Annotated in this window: 13 protein-coding genes and 3 tRNA genes; all 16 read left to right on the top strand. The window is 40.5% G+C overall.

Annotated elements, in window-relative coordinates:
• Positions 1-3: 3 nt before the first annotated feature.
• The 16 genes from ADG03_RS06835 to ADG03_RS06765 all read left to right on the top strand — a co-directional run bounded on the left by ADG03_RS06835 (position 4) and on the right by ADG03_RS06765 (position 14,145).
• A tRNA-Gly gene (locus ADG03_RS06835) sits at positions 4-74 on the top strand.
• A gap of 37 nt (positions 75-111) precedes the next feature.
• A tRNA-Ile gene (locus ADG03_RS06830) sits at positions 112-185 on the top strand.
• 4 nt (positions 186-189) lie between these two features.
• Positions 190-277 (top strand) — tRNA-Ser (locus ADG03_RS06825).
• Positions 278-339: 62 nt separating this feature from the next.
• On the top strand, positions 340-1,158 hold the full coding sequence (gene mreC, locus ADG03_RS06820) for a rod shape-determining protein MreC (protein WP_049473283.1): 819 nt from the start codon (positions 340-342) through the stop codon (positions 1,156-1,158).
• A 1-nt stretch (position 1,159) separates the two neighbouring features.
• The gene (gene mreD / locus ADG03_RS06815; RefSeq protein WP_049473284.1) at positions 1,160-1,660 is read left to right on the top strand and encodes a rod shape-determining protein MreD; all 501 of its coding nucleotides are present in this window, start codon (positions 1,160-1,162) and stop codon (positions 1,658-1,660) included.
• 93 nt (positions 1,661-1,753) lie between these two features.
• Entirely contained in the window at positions 1,754-2,995 is a 1,242-nt protein-coding gene (gene pcsB / locus ADG03_RS06810) for a peptidoglycan hydrolase PcsB (RefSeq protein ID WP_049473285.1), read from the top strand.
• Positions 2,996-3,176: 181 nt separating this feature from the next.
• Positions 3,177-4,151: a ribose-phosphate diphosphokinase gene (locus tag ADG03_RS06805; protein ID WP_021154183.1), complete on the top strand. Its 975-nt coding sequence runs from the start codon at positions 3,177-3,179 to the stop codon at positions 4,149-4,151.
• Between the two features lie 48 nt (positions 4,152-4,199).
• Positions 4,200-4,340, top strand: coding sequence for a hypothetical protein (locus ADG03_RS11770; RefSeq protein WP_173018897.1), 141 nt, complete (start codon positions 4,200-4,202; stop codon positions 4,338-4,340).
• Positions 4,341-4,512: 172 nt separating this feature from the next.
• The gene (locus ADG03_RS11765) at positions 4,513-5,217 is read left to right on the top strand and encodes a hypothetical protein (protein WP_049473286.1); all 705 of its coding nucleotides are present in this window, start codon (positions 4,513-4,515) and stop codon (positions 5,215-5,217) included.
• Between the two features lie 89 nt (positions 5,218-5,306).
• Positions 5,307-6,155: a class B sortase, LPKTxAVK-specific gene (srtB, locus tag ADG03_RS06795; RefSeq protein ID WP_049473287.1), complete on the top strand. Its 849-nt coding sequence runs from the start codon at positions 5,307-5,309 to the stop codon at positions 6,153-6,155.
• 154 nt (positions 6,156-6,309) lie between these two features.
• Entirely contained in the window at positions 6,310-7,491 is a 1,182-nt protein-coding gene (locus ADG03_RS06790) for a pyridoxal phosphate-dependent aminotransferase (protein ID WP_049473288.1), read from the top strand.
• The gene (gene recO / locus ADG03_RS06785; RefSeq protein WP_049473289.1) at positions 7,475-8,254 is read left to right on the top strand and encodes a DNA repair protein RecO; all 780 of its coding nucleotides are present in this window, start codon (positions 7,475-7,477) and stop codon (positions 8,252-8,254) included. Before ADG03_RS06790 ends, recO begins: the two co-directional genes overlap by 17 nt.
• Positions 8,251-9,246: a phosphate acyltransferase PlsX gene (gene plsX, locus ADG03_RS06780; RefSeq protein WP_049473290.1), complete on the top strand. Its 996-nt coding sequence runs from the start codon at positions 8,251-8,253 to the stop codon at positions 9,244-9,246. Before recO ends, plsX begins: the two co-directional genes overlap by 4 nt.
• A 3-nt stretch (positions 9,247-9,249) precedes the next feature.
• Positions 9,250-9,498, top strand: coding sequence for an acyl carrier protein (locus ADG03_RS06775; RefSeq protein WP_024054589.1), 249 nt, complete (start codon positions 9,250-9,252; stop codon positions 9,496-9,498).
• 150 nt (positions 9,499-9,648) lie between these two features.
• Complete coding sequence (gene purC, locus ADG03_RS06770; protein ID WP_049473291.1) at positions 9,649-10,356, top strand: phosphoribosylaminoimidazolesuccinocarboxamide synthase; 708 nt, start codon at positions 9,649-9,651, stop codon at positions 10,354-10,356.
• A gap of 63 nt (positions 10,357-10,419) precedes the next feature.
• Positions 10,420-14,145, top strand: coding sequence for a phosphoribosylformylglycinamidine synthase (locus tag ADG03_RS06765; protein WP_049473292.1), 3,726 nt, complete (start codon positions 10,420-10,422; stop codon positions 14,143-14,145).
• The last annotated feature ends 1 nt before the right edge of the window (position 14,146 follow it).

The raw sequence follows: 14,146 nt of genomic DNA, 5'->3' as shown, positions 1-14,146 counted from the left end.
TAAGCGGGTGTAGTTTAGTGGTAAAACTACAGCCTTCCAAGCTGTTGTCGCGAGTTCGATTCTCGTCACCCGCTTTGAACTTTTGTTCATTTTTTACCAAGTTTTTAACTTGGGCGCGTAGCTCAGGTGGTTAGAGCGCACGCCTGATAAGCGTGAGGTCGGTGGTTCGAGTCCACTCGTGCCCATTTTGGAGAATTACTCAAGAGGCTGAAGAGGACGGTTTGCTAAATCGTTAGGTCGGGTAACTGGCGCGGGGGTTCGAATCCCCCATTCTCCGTATAATTTCGAAGTTTGAGATGTCATCTCAAACTATTTTTTATATTTTTGAAGGTTTTGTCTATGTTCTTGAATCGATTCTTTAAAATTTTTAGTTTTGTGTTTGTTTTAACTGTTTCAGGAATTTTATTTCTTTTTCCATCTGTTAGAACTTCGATTGTTTTAAAATCTTCTGATCTATTAGCTATTGTTGATAAGACAGTATCGGTACCATTTGTTGTTGTGGAATCTAAGGCAAAGGATTTAAAGATTTTATCTGAATTAAATGATGAAAACCGTTCGTTAAAATCACGTCTTTATCAAAAGGATATTGACCAGTCAAAACTTAACCGTTTGGAATCAGAAAATAGAGAATTAAAGGATTTGATGTCAATCAAGAATTCTGTATCGGGTTCTAAACAAGTCGTTAGTGAGATTATTGACCGTAATTATGGTTCGTGGGATCAGGAATTTGTTATTGATAAAGGTAGTTCAGATGGAATTTCTGATTCTATGTTTGTTCTTTCGTCTGGTGGCGTCATTGGTGTGGTAGAAAGTATAGAGAAAAATTCTAGCAAAGTGAAATTATTAGTCGAAGATACTATTTCTTCACAACACCTGACGTTTAAAATTGAGAGTCAAGGTCAATCTATTTTTGCTTTATTAAATGGTTATGACGAGAAGACAGGTGAGTTTCGGTTGTTGCAAATTGGAGATCCAGTTGAAATTAAAAAAGGATCTCTGGTTTCAACAAGTGGTTTAGGAAAATATAAGAGTAGTGACTTACCTCTTGGTACAGTAACTTCTACTCAAAAGGCATCTGATCAGTTAGGGCAAGAAATTCGTGTGAAACCAAAGGCTAATTTAGATGTCAATCGTTATGTACTATTGATTGGAGAGTAGTGTGAAAGTCATACGTAAGTACCATTTTTTCCCTTTAATCTTATTCTTATCTTTATTTGTTGACGGGCAGATCTCTTTTCTTATTTCTCGTTTCTGTCCAAACTCCTTTGAACCTACTTCATTTTTATTTCTATATGGTTTTATGTTATTGAGTCTCTATTTCTCTGAGATAGCTAGTATTTGGTGGGGAGTCTTCTTTGGTTTTTGTTTTGATGTGTATTTTTTACACACTCTAGGAATTGCATTCATAGTATTTCCTATACTACAGGTGATTTTTTATCGGTGTAATCAGATTATTTTGGTCAATCGATTGACTCGTTTTTTTACATTTTTATTAACGATTCTATTATTTCAGATTTTAACAAATCTTCTTTTGATTCTTTTTATCAGTATAAAATTTAACTGGATTACACTAATTATTTACCAAATTTTTCCAAGTTTAATTTTGAATGTGCTTCTATTAATAGTATTACAGCCTTTACTTGAAAAGATTTATTTATAAACTCGAAATAAAAATGTAACAATAGCGTAATATAAATTTTTAAAAAATTTGTTATACTAGTTAGTGTCTTATTAGAAAGGGAAAATTTATCTAATGAAGAAAAAATTATTTGCCACAATCTTATTGAGTACAGTTGCTTTATCACAAGGTGCTGTCGTAGCTGGTGTATCAGCTGATTCAACAGATGATAAGATTGCTGCTCAAGATAACAAAATCAATAGTATTAATCAACAACAACAAAGTGCACAAGCTCAGGTAGATCAAATTCAAGGTCAGGTATCTGAAATTAAAAAACAACAAGAAAATCTTCAAGCTGAAAATGACCGTTTGAATGAAGAATCCGAACGATTGTCAGCTGAGATCGATGAGTTGTCAAAAAATATTGTTGCTCGTCAAGAATCACTTGCAAATCAAGCACGTAGTGCTCAAACAACTGGGACTGCAACAAGCTATATTAATGCGATTGTTAGCTCTGGATCTTTGACAGAAGCTATCTCACGTATTTCTGCTATGAACGAAATTGCAGATGCTAACAACAAAATGTTGCAAGAGCAAAAACGTGATAAAGAAGAGATTGCACAAAAACAAAAAGAAAACAACGATGCTATCAATACTGTCATTGCAAACAAACAGCAATTAGAAGATGATGCGCAAGCTTTGTCAACAAAAGAAGCTGAGTTGAAAGTAGCACAATTGAACTTGGCTGCTGAAAAATCAACTGCTGAAAACGAAAAGAATGCTTTGTTGCAACAAAAAGCGGAAGCTGAAAAAGCAGCAGCAGCAGCGGCAGCAGCTGAAGCAGCTTACCGTGCAAAACAAAAAGAACAACAAGCAGCTGTTAAAGCTTCAGCTAATACAACTCTTCAAGCACAAGTTCAAGCGGCAGCTCAAACACCTGCTGCAACACCAGCGGCAGCACAAACTCAAGCAGCACCTCAACCTGCTGTTCAAACTCAAGCAGCGGCTGCACCAGTAGCAACTACTTCTCGTCCAACTTATAGTACATCTGCATCATCTTATCCAGTTGGTGAATGTACATGGGGTGCGAAGACATTGGCTCCATGGGCTGGTGATTACTGGGGTAATGGTGGACAATGGGCAGCAAGTGCAGCGGCAGCAGGATTCCGTACAGGATCTCAACCACAAGTTGGTGCTATTGCATGTTGGAATGATGGTGGCTATGGACACGTAGCAGTCGTTACAGCCGTTCAATCTACAACAAGTATCCAAGTTTCTGAATCTAACTATAACGGTATCCGTAGTATTGGAAATTACCGTGGTTGGTTCAACCCAACAACAGCTCAAGGTACTGTAACTTATATCTATCCAAACTAAGAATTACCATGAAGCAGGACAGTTGTTCTGCTTCTTTTTTTTGAAAGAGTGTCAGTAGGGCCGGATTTTGTATTTTCCATAAATTAATATTTGAATATTTGCTTAAAAAGAGATAAAATGTTTACAGGAGAAATTTGTGCTGACTGTACAATATGGTTTTTAGATTTTACTGGAGGAAATCATGTCATTTTCTGATTTAATGCTCTTTGCTTTGTCGTCAAATCAAGAATTGGCTCAACGTGTGTCTCGCGAAATGGGACTACCGCTTGGAAAGTCAACGGTTCGTCAATTTTCTGATGGAGAAATTCAGGTTAATATTGAAGAATCAATCCGTGGGAAAGATGTTTATATTTTGCAATCCACTAGCTCACCGGTTAATGATAATCTTATGGAAATTTTGATTATGGTAGATGCGTTGAAACGGGCTAGTGCGCAATCTATTAATGTGGTGATGCCGTATTACGGCTATGCTCGTCAAGACCGGAAAGCTCGGGCTCGTGAACCAATCACTTCTAAGTTGGTAGCTAATATGCTTGAGGTTGCTGGAGTTGATCGTCTGTTGACAATTGATTTGCACGCTGCTCAAATTCAAGGTTTCTTTGATATTCCTGTTGACCACTTGATGGGTGCGCCTTTGATCGCAGACTATTTCGAACGTCGCGGCATGATTGGAAAAGACTATGTTGTTGTCAGTCCAGACCATGGTGGTGTGACTCGTGCTCGGAAATTAGCTGAATTTTTGAAGACACCGATTGCGATTATTGATAAACGCCGGAGTGTCGATAAGATGAATACGAGTGAAGTGATGAATATCATTGGGAGTGTTGAAGGTAAAACTTGTATCTTGATTGATGATATGATTGATACAGCTGGTACAATCTGTCATGCGGCGGATGCCCTTGCAGAAGCAGGTGCTGTTGAAGTTTATGCGAGCTGTACGCACCCAGTTTTATCGGGCCCAGCGATGGACAATATTCAAAAATCAGCCATTAAGAAGCTGGTTGTATTGGATACGATTTATCTACCAGAAGATCGATTGATTGATAAGATTGAGCAAATTTCGATTGCGAAACTCCTTGCAGAGGCCATTGTTCGCATTCATGAAAATCGTCCTCTTTCACCTCTGTTTGAAATCGGAAATGCCAAAAAATGTTAACAATAAGGAGGCTGAAAAACAGCCTCTTTTGTATAGGAGGGAGTACAAATGGGAATCAGACAATGGTGGCAAGAGCTAAAAAAAGAAAAGAAGCGAAAAGAACTGGTCAAGTCAGCTCAAGAATTAGAAGCAAAGGCGGATCCTAGTTTGCCCAAGAAACGATTGCCTAAAAATGAAGTGGTAAAATAGGATTCGTTTAGAAATGTTACGCATTCGTACTTTCATCTTTCAAATAGGTCAAAACTTTAAATTTTTTTAAATTTTTAAAGAAAAAGTCTTGACATGGGAAGAATATCCTAGTATACTAGTCATAGTTACGAAGTAACGAATAATTTTTGAAAAGAAAAAAGGAGATAAAACAATGAAAAAAGTTTTATTATCATCAGTAGCAGCTCTTGCAGTATTTGCAGCTGCAGCACCAGTATTTGCAACAGGTCCAGATACATTTGGACCCTACACACCAGATGGACGTCTTAAATCAGAAGTTAAAACACCAGCTGCTGAAACAGACAAAGGTGACAACAACCGTTTTGGCGGTACTTCTGAAGCTGTTATCTCTGGTAAAACAAATGGCCCAATCACTGTTAAAACAGCTGATACAAACAAACATGTTCGTGTAACTGTTCTTGATGGTGGTGGACGCCCAGTTCCAGGTGCAACTATTGACTTTATGTTGAATGGTTTTGCAATTGGTTCTGCTGTAACTGACCAAAGTGGTGATGCTGAAGCTCCACGTTTGTTCAACCAAGGTGAAGTTGTAGAATACCGTGTAGGTACTACTGCTACAGACTTTAAAGAACTTGTAACAGCTACTGGTTCAGTAACAGTTACTGCTGATATGTATACTAACGGTTCAGTAACACTTCCATACAAATTGGATGACCGTGCTGCTACAATCAACACTAACTCTAAAGAAGTAAAAGCTTCTGACAACAACCAAACTAAAGAAGAAGCTAAATCAGAAGCTCAAAAAACTGAAAACAAAGGTGGAGAAGCAGCTAAATCTGGTAAAGCAGATTCAAAACAAGCTGGTAAAGCTCTTCCAAAAACAAGCGCAGCTAAATAATTTGATTATTAATTAGCTCGTGAAATATCACTGGACCTTCGGGTTCAGTGTTATTTTTTAGAAAAAATCATCAAGAGGAGATTAATTGAATGAAAAGAGCTGGGGAAAAAAGTTCAACTAAATCGGGCCTTGTGATTGCTGCTCTTGTTGCAGTTGTTGTGCTTGTTGCTGGATTTATTTTCTTTAATCCTTTTGGAGGAAGTAAGTCATCTAGCACGGCTAAAAAGACAACTGGAACAAGTTCAACCAAGCAAGAAACTAAATATGAACCAAGCCAAGAAGAAAAAGATTACTTGAAAAATCGTTTTGCTCAGTTAACAGCTGTTAACCCTGAGGCAATTGCTTATGTCTATGCACCGGGTACTGAGTTGGATGAACCTGTTGTACAAACCACTGACAATGAAACTTATTTGAATAAGACGTTTGATGGTGGAAATGAACCATACATGGGGACAGTCTTCATGGATATGGACAACAAGAAAGACTTCAGTGATCGTTTGACTTGGTTGTTTGGTCATGCTCGTGGTAGTAAGGTCGGCGATCATCGCATGTTTAATGATGTCAACTACTATGACAAACAAGAGTATTTGGACCAACATCCGTATGTTGTGATTGAGACACCAGAGCGGAAATATTATTATGAAGTAATGGGATTGGTCATTGTCCCAGAGGACACCGCTTTCTACCGTACAAGCTTTACTGATGACAATGATTTTACGACACAATTGAAGAATATCTATGAGTCAGCTCGTACGAAGAATCCTAATATCAAGATCAAAGCATCTGATAAATACTTAGTATTGTCAACTTGTCGTGAAGAGGATGAAACCATTCGTTCTAACCTCTACCTTCGTCAAATTCCTGATTCAGAAATGAAGGATTTTGTGGCAAAACATGCAGATCAATTGAAATACGTGGCAACACGTGGTCAACAATAATGACTTGAAAGACTTAGCATTGCTAAGTCTTTTTTTCATGGAAGGATTTTTGAAATGTCCTTTGGTGGTAAGCAAAAGGTGGGGATCTGGCTTGTTCTTTTGCGATGGGGTCCTATTTATAGTATAATGAATATAAGTGTTTTGGAGGTGTTCTATGGATTTAACGAAACGTTTTAATAAAAATCTGAATCGGATCGAAGTTTCTTTGATTCGTCAGTTCGATCAATCAATTTCTTCCATTCCTGGTGTCTTGCGTTTGACTTTGGGGGAACCGGATTTTACAACTCCTGAACATGTAAAAGAAGCTGGAAAGGCTGCCATTGATGCGAATTTTAGCCATTACACTGGGATGAGTGGTTTGCTGGCTTTGCGTGAGGCTGCGAGTCAGTTTGTGGCTGATAAATATGGTATTTACTACCGTCCTGAAGATGAGATATTGGTGACGATCGGTGCGACTGAAGCCCTATCTGCAACCTTGACAGCAATCTTGGAACCTGGAGATGTAGTGCTTCTTCCGGCACCAGCTTATCCTGGTTATGAACCGATTGTGAATTTGGTTGGGGCGGAGATTATTGAAATTGATACGACAGCAGATCGTTTTGTCTTGACTCCTGAAAAGTTGGAAAAGGCCATTCTAGAGCAGGGTGAAAAATTGAAGGCTGTTATTCTCAATTATCCAGCTAATCCAACGGGTGTCACTTATTCGCGCGAACAGATGGCAGAATTAGCTGCTGTCTTAAAAAAATATGAAGTCTTTGTGATTTGTGATGAAGTCTATTCAGAGCTGACTTATACTGGAGAAGCGCATGTCTCTATGGCATCCTTCATTCCTGAGCAGACCATTGTCATTAATGGCTTATCTAAGTCTCATGCCATGACAGGCTGGCGGCTTGGCTTTATCTTTGCGCCTGCTGCATTGACAGCCCAACTCATCAAGAGCCATCAATATTTGGTTACGGCTGCTGGAACCATGAACCAGTATGCTGCGATCGAAGCTTTGACGGAAGGTCGGGATGATGCGGAGCCAATGAAGAAGGAATATGTGAAGCGTCGGGATTATATTATCGAACAGATGACCGCGCTTGGGTTTGAGATGATTAAGCCAGATGGAGCCTTTTATATTTTTGCTAAAATCCCAGCTGGTTATAATCAAGATTCTTTCGCTTTCTTGCAGGATTTTGCGCGTGAAAAAGCGGTTGCTTTCATTCCTGGTGCTGCTTTTGGTCAATATGGCGAAGGCTATGTGCGTTTGTCGTATGCAGCCAGCATGGAGGTTATCAAGGAAGCAATGAAACGCTTGAAGGAGTATATGGAAGAACATGCTGGAGTCAATTGAGACCCGGGGAATTGTCCTGTATAATCGGGAGTTTCGTGAGGATGACAAGCTGGTCAAAATCTTCACAGAGAAGTCAGGGAAGCGGATGTTTTTTGTGAAACATGCGGGAAAATCACGGTTGAATCCCATGTTGCAACCTTTGGTAACGGCAGATATGTTGTTAAAAATCAATGATGATGGGTTGAGTTATATTGATGATTTTCAAGATGTGCAGGTTTATAAGAAAATCAATGCAGATCTTTTTGCCCTTTCTTATGCGACCTATGTTCTGGCGCTTGCAGATGCAAGTATTCAGGATAATCAGGAGGATCCAGCCCTGTTTGCTTTTTTAGAAAAGACCTTGTCTTTGATGGAAGAGGGACTGGATTATGAGGTTTTAACCAATATTTTTGAGATTCAGATTCTATCACGATTTGGAGTTATCTTGAATCTGCATGAATGCTGTTTCTGTCATCGGGTTGGACTTCCTTTTGATTACTCTTTTCGGTATAGTGGGGTCCTTTGTCCGGATCACTATGATCAGGATGAGAGACGCGCTCACTGGCATCCGAATGTTCTCTATTTATTGGATCAGTTTCAAGCAGTACGATTCAGTGAGTTGGAGACGATTTCTCTACAAGCGGAGATGAAAGCAGCTCTGCGTCAGGCAATTGATCAGTTGTATGAGGAGTATGTAGGGATCCATTTAAAAGCTAAAAAGTTTATCGATTCCTTGAGTGATTGGGGAGCGATTATGAAAGATTCATCTGGAGGTGAAACATGAAAAAAATTGCAGTAGATGCAATGGGGGGCGATAATGCACCTCAAGCCTTGGTAGAAGGTGTGAATCAAGCCATTCGTGATTTTGATGATATTGAGATTGTCTTGTATGGCGATGAGGCAAAAATCAAAGACTATTTAACCGCAACAGAACGTGTATCGATTGTGCATACGGAAGAAAAAATCGATTCAGATGATGAGCCAACGCGGGCCATTCGTCGGAAAAAACAGGCTTCGATGGTCTTAGCTGCCAAGGATGTGAAGGATGGTAAGGTCGATGCTATGCTATCTGCGGGAAATACAGGTGCGCTATTGGCGGCTGGTTTCTTTATCGTTGGCCGCATCAAAGGGGTGGAACGACCTGGCTTGATGTCAACACTTCCAACGGTTGATGGTCGTGGCTATGATATGCTAGACTTAGGGGCCAATGCGGAAAATACACCGGAGCACTTGCATCAGTATGCTGTGATGGGATCCTATTATGCTGAAAATGTTCGTGGGATTCAAAAACCGCGCGTGGGTCTATTGAACAATGGGACAGAAGCTAGTAAGGGAGATCCTTTGCGCAAGGAAACCTACCAATTGTTATCTGAGGATGAGTCGATTCATTTTGTTGGAAACGTGGAAGCGCGTGACTTGATGGATGGCGTTGCTGATGTCGTTGTGGCGGATGGTTTCACGGGAAACGCTGTCTTGAAAACGATGGAAGGAACGGCTTTTGGAATCTTGAAGCAATTGAAACAAGCGATTGCCACTGGAAACTGGAAGGCGAAATTGGGAGCTTTTCTGCTCAAGGACCGTTTGAAATCATTGAAGCAAACCTTGGATTTCTCAGATGTTGGAGGAGCGGTCTTGTTTGGTCTTCAAGCACCTGTTGTTAAAACGCATGGTTCGAGTGATGCCAAAGCTGTCTATAGCACGATTCGTCAGATTCGGACCATGTTAGAGACAGATGTTGTTGGAAAATCAGTGAAGGAATTATCGAAGGAAGGGTAATGTATGAGTAAACAAAACGAAATTTTAGCTACTATTGAGGAATTTCTCAAAGACCGCAAGGGACCAGATTTTCAAGTATCTTTGGAATCTGACTTACGTAAGGATTTACAGGCGGATTCTGTTGAATTGATGGAATTTATTATCAATCTTGAGGATGAGTACCAAATTGAGATTCCGGACAAGGCTATTGATGAATTTAACACAGTAGGGGATGTTGTCGACTATATCGAAAAACGAACTGCTGGTCACTAATGAAAAAGGGATCGTTCAGAGATTATTCTGGATGATCTTTTTTTCTGTCCTTTTTATTCGGATTCTACTTATATTGTACGGAATTTTATTGAAAATACACTTTGTATGTGATAGAATGAAGGTGATAAAATACGAAAGGCGAACAAAGTCATGACCAATCAACTGATTTATACTGGGAAAGCTAAGGATATCTATACTACAGAAGACGAACATGTGATTAAGTCGGTCTATAAGGACCAGGCCACTATGCTGAATGGGGCTCGTAAAGAAACCATTGAGGGGAAAGGTGTGCTGAATAATCAGATTTCGTCTCTTATTTTTGAAAAATTGAATGCAGCGGGGGTAGCGACGCACTTTATCGAACGTATTTCTGATACTGAACAATTGAATAAGAAGGTTAAAATTATTCCGTTGGAGGTTGTTCTTCGTAATGTGACTGCAGGTTCTTTTTCTAAACGTTTTGGCGTTGAAGAAGGTTTGGACTTGAAAACTCCAATCGTTGAATTTTACTACAAGAACGATGAGTTGGACGACCCATTCATCAATGACGAGCATGTAAAGTTTTTGGATATTGCTAACGACGAACAAATTGCCTATATCAAGGAAGAAACGCGTCGTATCAATGAATTGCTGAAAGATTGGTTTGCACAAATTGGTCTTCGCTTGATTGACTTCAAATTGGAATTTGGTTTTGATAAGGATGGCAAGATTATCTTGGCAGATGAATTCTCACCAGATAACTGCCGCCTTTGGGATGCTGAAGGGCACCATATGGACAAGGATGTTTTCCGTAGAGATTTGGGCAGTTTAACGGATGTATATCAGGTTGTGTTGGAGAAATTACAGGGCTTGAAATAAGTTGTTTGAAAGGGAAAACCTTCGTCTTCGATAACATGTTTGAATAGAAATAAAGGAACTAAAATGGATAAACGTATTTTCGTTGAGAAAAAAGCTGATTTTCGTGTGAAATCGGACTCTTTAGTAAAAGAATTGCAGCATAATCTTCAGTTGAAAACCTTGAATGATCTTCGGATTGTTCAAGTTTACGATGTCTTTGGTTTGGCAGAGGACTTGTTTGCGCGTGCGGAAAAACATATCTTCTCTGAGCAAGTGACAGATACTGTTTTGGAAGAAGCTACGGTTCAGGCTGATCTTGAGAAATATGCTTTCTTTGCGATCGAAAGCTTGCCTGGTCAATTTGACCAACGTGCGGCATCTTCACAAGAAGCTTTGCTTTTGCTTGGTAGTTCAAATGACGTAACAGTGAATACAGCGCAATTGTACTTGGTTAACAAGGATATCGATGCGAATGAGTTGGAAGCTGTTAAAAACTACCTTTTGAACCCAGTGGATTCTCGTTTCAAAGATATCACTGTTGGCATTGCGAAACAGGATTTCTCTGAGTCTGACAAGACCATTCCAAGCTTGGATTTCTTTGAAAGGTATACGGCAGAAGATTTTGCACAGTATAAGGCTGAGCAAGGATTGGCAATGGAAGTGGATGACCTTCTCTTCATTCAAGATTACTTCAAATCCATTGGACGTGTACCAACTGAGACTGAGTTGAAGGTTTTGGATACTTATTGGTCTGACCACTGCCGTCACACAACTTTCGAAACTGAGTTGAAAAACATCGACTTCTCAGCTTCTAAATTTGAAAAACAATTGCAAGCGACTTATGACAAGTATATTGCCATGCGTGATGAGTTGGGACGTACCGAAAAACCTCAAACCTTGATGGATATGGCGACTATTTTTGGCCGTTATGAGCGTGCTAATGGTCGTTCGGATGACATGGAAGTGTCTGATGAAATCAATGCCTGCTCAGTTGAAATTGAAGTGGATGTCAATGGTGTCAAAGAACCATGGCTTCTCATGTTCAAGAACGAAACGCACAACCACCCAACGGAAATCGAACCATTTGGTGGAGCGGCTACTTGTATCGGTGGTGCCATTCGTGACCCATTGTCAGGTCGTTCATACGTTTACCAAGCCATGCGTATCTCAGGTGCTGGTGATATTACAGCTCCAATTTCAGAAACCCGCGCTGGTAAATTGCCGCAACAAGTGATTTCTAAAACAGCAGCTCACGGTTATTCTTCATACGGTAACCAAATTGGTCTTGCCACAACCTATGTTCGAGAATACTTCCACCCAGGTTTCGTTGCAAAACGTATGGAGCTAGGTGCAGTTGTCGGTGCGGCTCCTAAGGAAAATGTGGTCCGTGAAAAACCTGAAGCAGGTGATGTGATTATCTTGCTCGGTGGTAAAACTGGACGTGACGGTGTCGGTGGTGCGACAGGTTCTTCTAAAGTTCAAACGGTTGAATCTGTTGAAACAGCTGGTGCTGAGGTTCAAAAAGGGAACGCCATCGAAGAACGTAAGATTCAACGTCTTTTCCGTAATGGGGAAGTGACGCGTCTGATCAAAAAATCAAATGACTTTGGTGCTGGTGGTGTCTGTGTGGCTATCGGTGAATTGGCAGATGGTCTTGAAATTGATTTAGACAAAGTGCCATTGAAATACCAAGGTTTGAACGGTACAGAAATTGCCATTTCTGAGTCTCAAGAACGGATGGCTGTGGTGGTTCGTCCAGAAGATGTAGACGCCTTCGTTGCTGAATGTAACAAAGAAAATATTGATGCTGTTGTCGTTGCAACAGTAACGGAGAAACCAAATCTTGTCATGCACTGGAATGGTGAAACAATCGTTGATTTGGAACGTCGTTTCCTTGATACAAACGGTGTACGTGTGGTTGTAGATGCTAAGGTGGTTGACAAGGATGTCAAGCTTCCAGAAGAACGTCAAACATCTGCTGAAACCCTTGAAGCGGATACTCTTGAGGTCTTGGCTGACTTGAACCATGCCAGTCAAAAAGGGTTACAAACCATCTTTGATAGCTCAGTTGGTCGTTCAACAGTCAATCACCCACTTGGTGGTCGCTACCAAATCACACCAACGGAAGCTTCTGTACAGAAATTACCAGTCCAACATGGCGTGACAACAACCGCTTCTGTTATGGCGCAAGGATTCAACCCTTATGTAGCAGAATGGTCTCCATATCATGGTGCTGCCTATGCGGTCATCGAAGCAACCGCTCGTTTGGTTGCTGCTGGTGCAAACTGGTCTAAGGCTCGCTTCTCTTATCAAGAATACTTCGAGCGGATGGATAAACAAGCAGAGCGTTTTGGTCAACCAGTAGCAGCTCTTCTTGGATCCATTGAAGCTCAGATTCAACTTGGTTTGCCATCTATCGGTGGGAAAGACTCGATGTCTGGTACCTTTGAAGAATTGACAGTACCACCAACCTTGGTTGCTTTTGGGGTGACAACTGCAGATAGCCGTAAGGTCCTTTCTCAAGAATTTAAAGCTACTGGTGAAAATATCTATTACATCCCAGGTCAAGCTTTGGCACAAGAAATTGACTTTGATCTTATCAAGTCTAACTTTGCTCAATTTGAAGCCATCCAAGCTGATCACAAAGTAACAGCAGCATCAGCTGTCAAATATGGTGGTGTCCTTGAAGCTCTTGCCCTTGCAACCTTTGGGAACCATATCGGAGCAAACGTTGAATTAGATGACCTTGACACTAGCTTGACAGCCCAATTGGGTGGATTCGTCTTCGCATCGCCTGAAGACATTGCAGGTGTTGCTAAGATCGGACAAACAGTAGCTGACTTTACACTTACTGTCAATGGTGTAACGCTTGATGGACACAAACTTGACAGTGCTTTCCAAAGTAAATTGGAAGAAGTTTACCCAACGGAATTTGCACAGGCAACTGAGTTGGAAGAAGTACCAGCTGTGGCATCAGATGCTGTGATCAAAGCTAAAGAAACAGTTGATACACCAGTGGTTTATATCCCAGTATTCCCAGGTACTAACTCTGAGTACGATTCAGCTAAGGCCTTTGAAAAAGAAGGGGCAAAAGTCAACTTGGTACCATTTGTCACACTGAATGAAGAAGCTATTGTCAAGTCTGTTGACACTATGGTTGACAATATCGAAAAAGCTAACATTATCTTCTTTGCAGGTGGCTTCTCAGCAGCGGATGAACCAGATGGATCAGCTAAATTCATCGTGAACATCTTGCTGAATGAAAAAGTGCGTGCAGCCATTGATCACTTCATTGAACGCGGTGGCTTGATCATCGGTATCTGTAATGGATTCCAAGCTCTTGTTAAATCAGGTCTTCTTCCATATGGTAACTTTGAAGATGCAAGCAGCATGAGTCCAACCCTCTTCTACAATGATGCCAACCAACACGTGGCTAAAATGGTGGAAACACGGATTGCCAACACGAATTCACCATGGCTTGCCGGAGTAGAAGTTGGTGACATCCATGCCATTCCAGTATCACACGGTGAAGGTAAATTTGTCGTGACAGCTGAGGAATTCGCAGAGCTTCGTGACAATGGTCAAATCTTTACCCAATATGTTGACTTCGAAGGTAAACCAAGCATGGATTCTAAATATAATCCTAACGGATCTGTAAATGCTATCGAAGGTATCACAAGTAAGAACGGTCAAATTATTGGTAAGATGGGTCACTCAGAACGTTTCGAAGATGGTCTCTTCCAAAATATTCCAGGAAATAAAGACCAACATCTCTTTGCATCAGCGGTTAAATACTTCACTGGAAAATAAA

This window comes from Streptococcus parasanguinis (assembly GCF_001069785.1).
Taxonomy (GTDB): domain Bacteria; phylum Bacillota; class Bacilli; order Lactobacillales; family Streptococcaceae; genus Streptococcus; species Streptococcus parasanguinis_T.
The sequence above is the reverse complement of the archived record's forward strand: the minus strand, read 5'-3'. Positions and strand labels throughout refer to the sequence as shown.

What these genes read in the sequence shown, in the direction of transcription:
- mreC (WP_049473283.1), top strand. Translation starts at nt 340, where the DNA reads ATGTTCTTGAATCGATTCTTTAAAATTTTTAGTTTTGTGTTTGTTTTA.
- pcsB (WP_049473285.1), top strand. Translation starts at nt 1,754, where the DNA reads ATGAAGAAAAAATTATTTGCCACAATCTTATTGAGTACAGTTGCTTTA.
- ADG03_RS06805 (WP_021154183.1), top strand. Translation starts at nt 3,177, where the DNA reads ATGTCATTTTCTGATTTAATGCTCTTTGCTTTGTCGTCAAATCAAGAA.
- ADG03_RS11770 (WP_173018897.1), top strand. Translation starts at nt 4,200, where the DNA reads ATGGGAATCAGACAATGGTGGCAAGAGCTAAAAAAAGAAAAGAAGCGA.
- ADG03_RS11765 (WP_049473286.1), top strand. Translation starts at nt 4,513, where the DNA reads ATGAAAAAAGTTTTATTATCATCAGTAGCAGCTCTTGCAGTATTTGCA.
- srtB (WP_049473287.1), top strand. Translation starts at nt 5,307, where the DNA reads ATGAAAAGAGCTGGGGAAAAAAGTTCAACTAAATCGGGCCTTGTGATT.
- ADG03_RS06790 (WP_049473288.1), top strand. Translation starts at nt 6,310, where the DNA reads ATGGATTTAACGAAACGTTTTAATAAAAATCTGAATCGGATCGAAGTT.
- recO (WP_049473289.1), top strand. Translation starts at nt 7,475, where the DNA reads ATGCTGGAGTCAATTGAGACCCGGGGAATTGTCCTGTATAATCGGGAG.
- plsX (WP_049473290.1), top strand. Translation starts at nt 8,251, where the DNA reads ATGAAAAAAATTGCAGTAGATGCAATGGGGGGCGATAATGCACCTCAA.
- ADG03_RS06775 (WP_024054589.1), top strand. Translation starts at nt 9,250, where the DNA reads ATGAGTAAACAAAACGAAATTTTAGCTACTATTGAGGAATTTCTCAAA.
- purC (WP_049473291.1), top strand. Translation starts at nt 9,649, where the DNA reads ATGACCAATCAACTGATTTATACTGGGAAAGCTAAGGATATCTATACT.
- ADG03_RS06765 (WP_049473292.1), top strand. Translation starts at nt 10,420, where the DNA reads ATGGATAAACGTATTTTCGTTGAGAAAAAAGCTGATTTTCGTGTGAAA.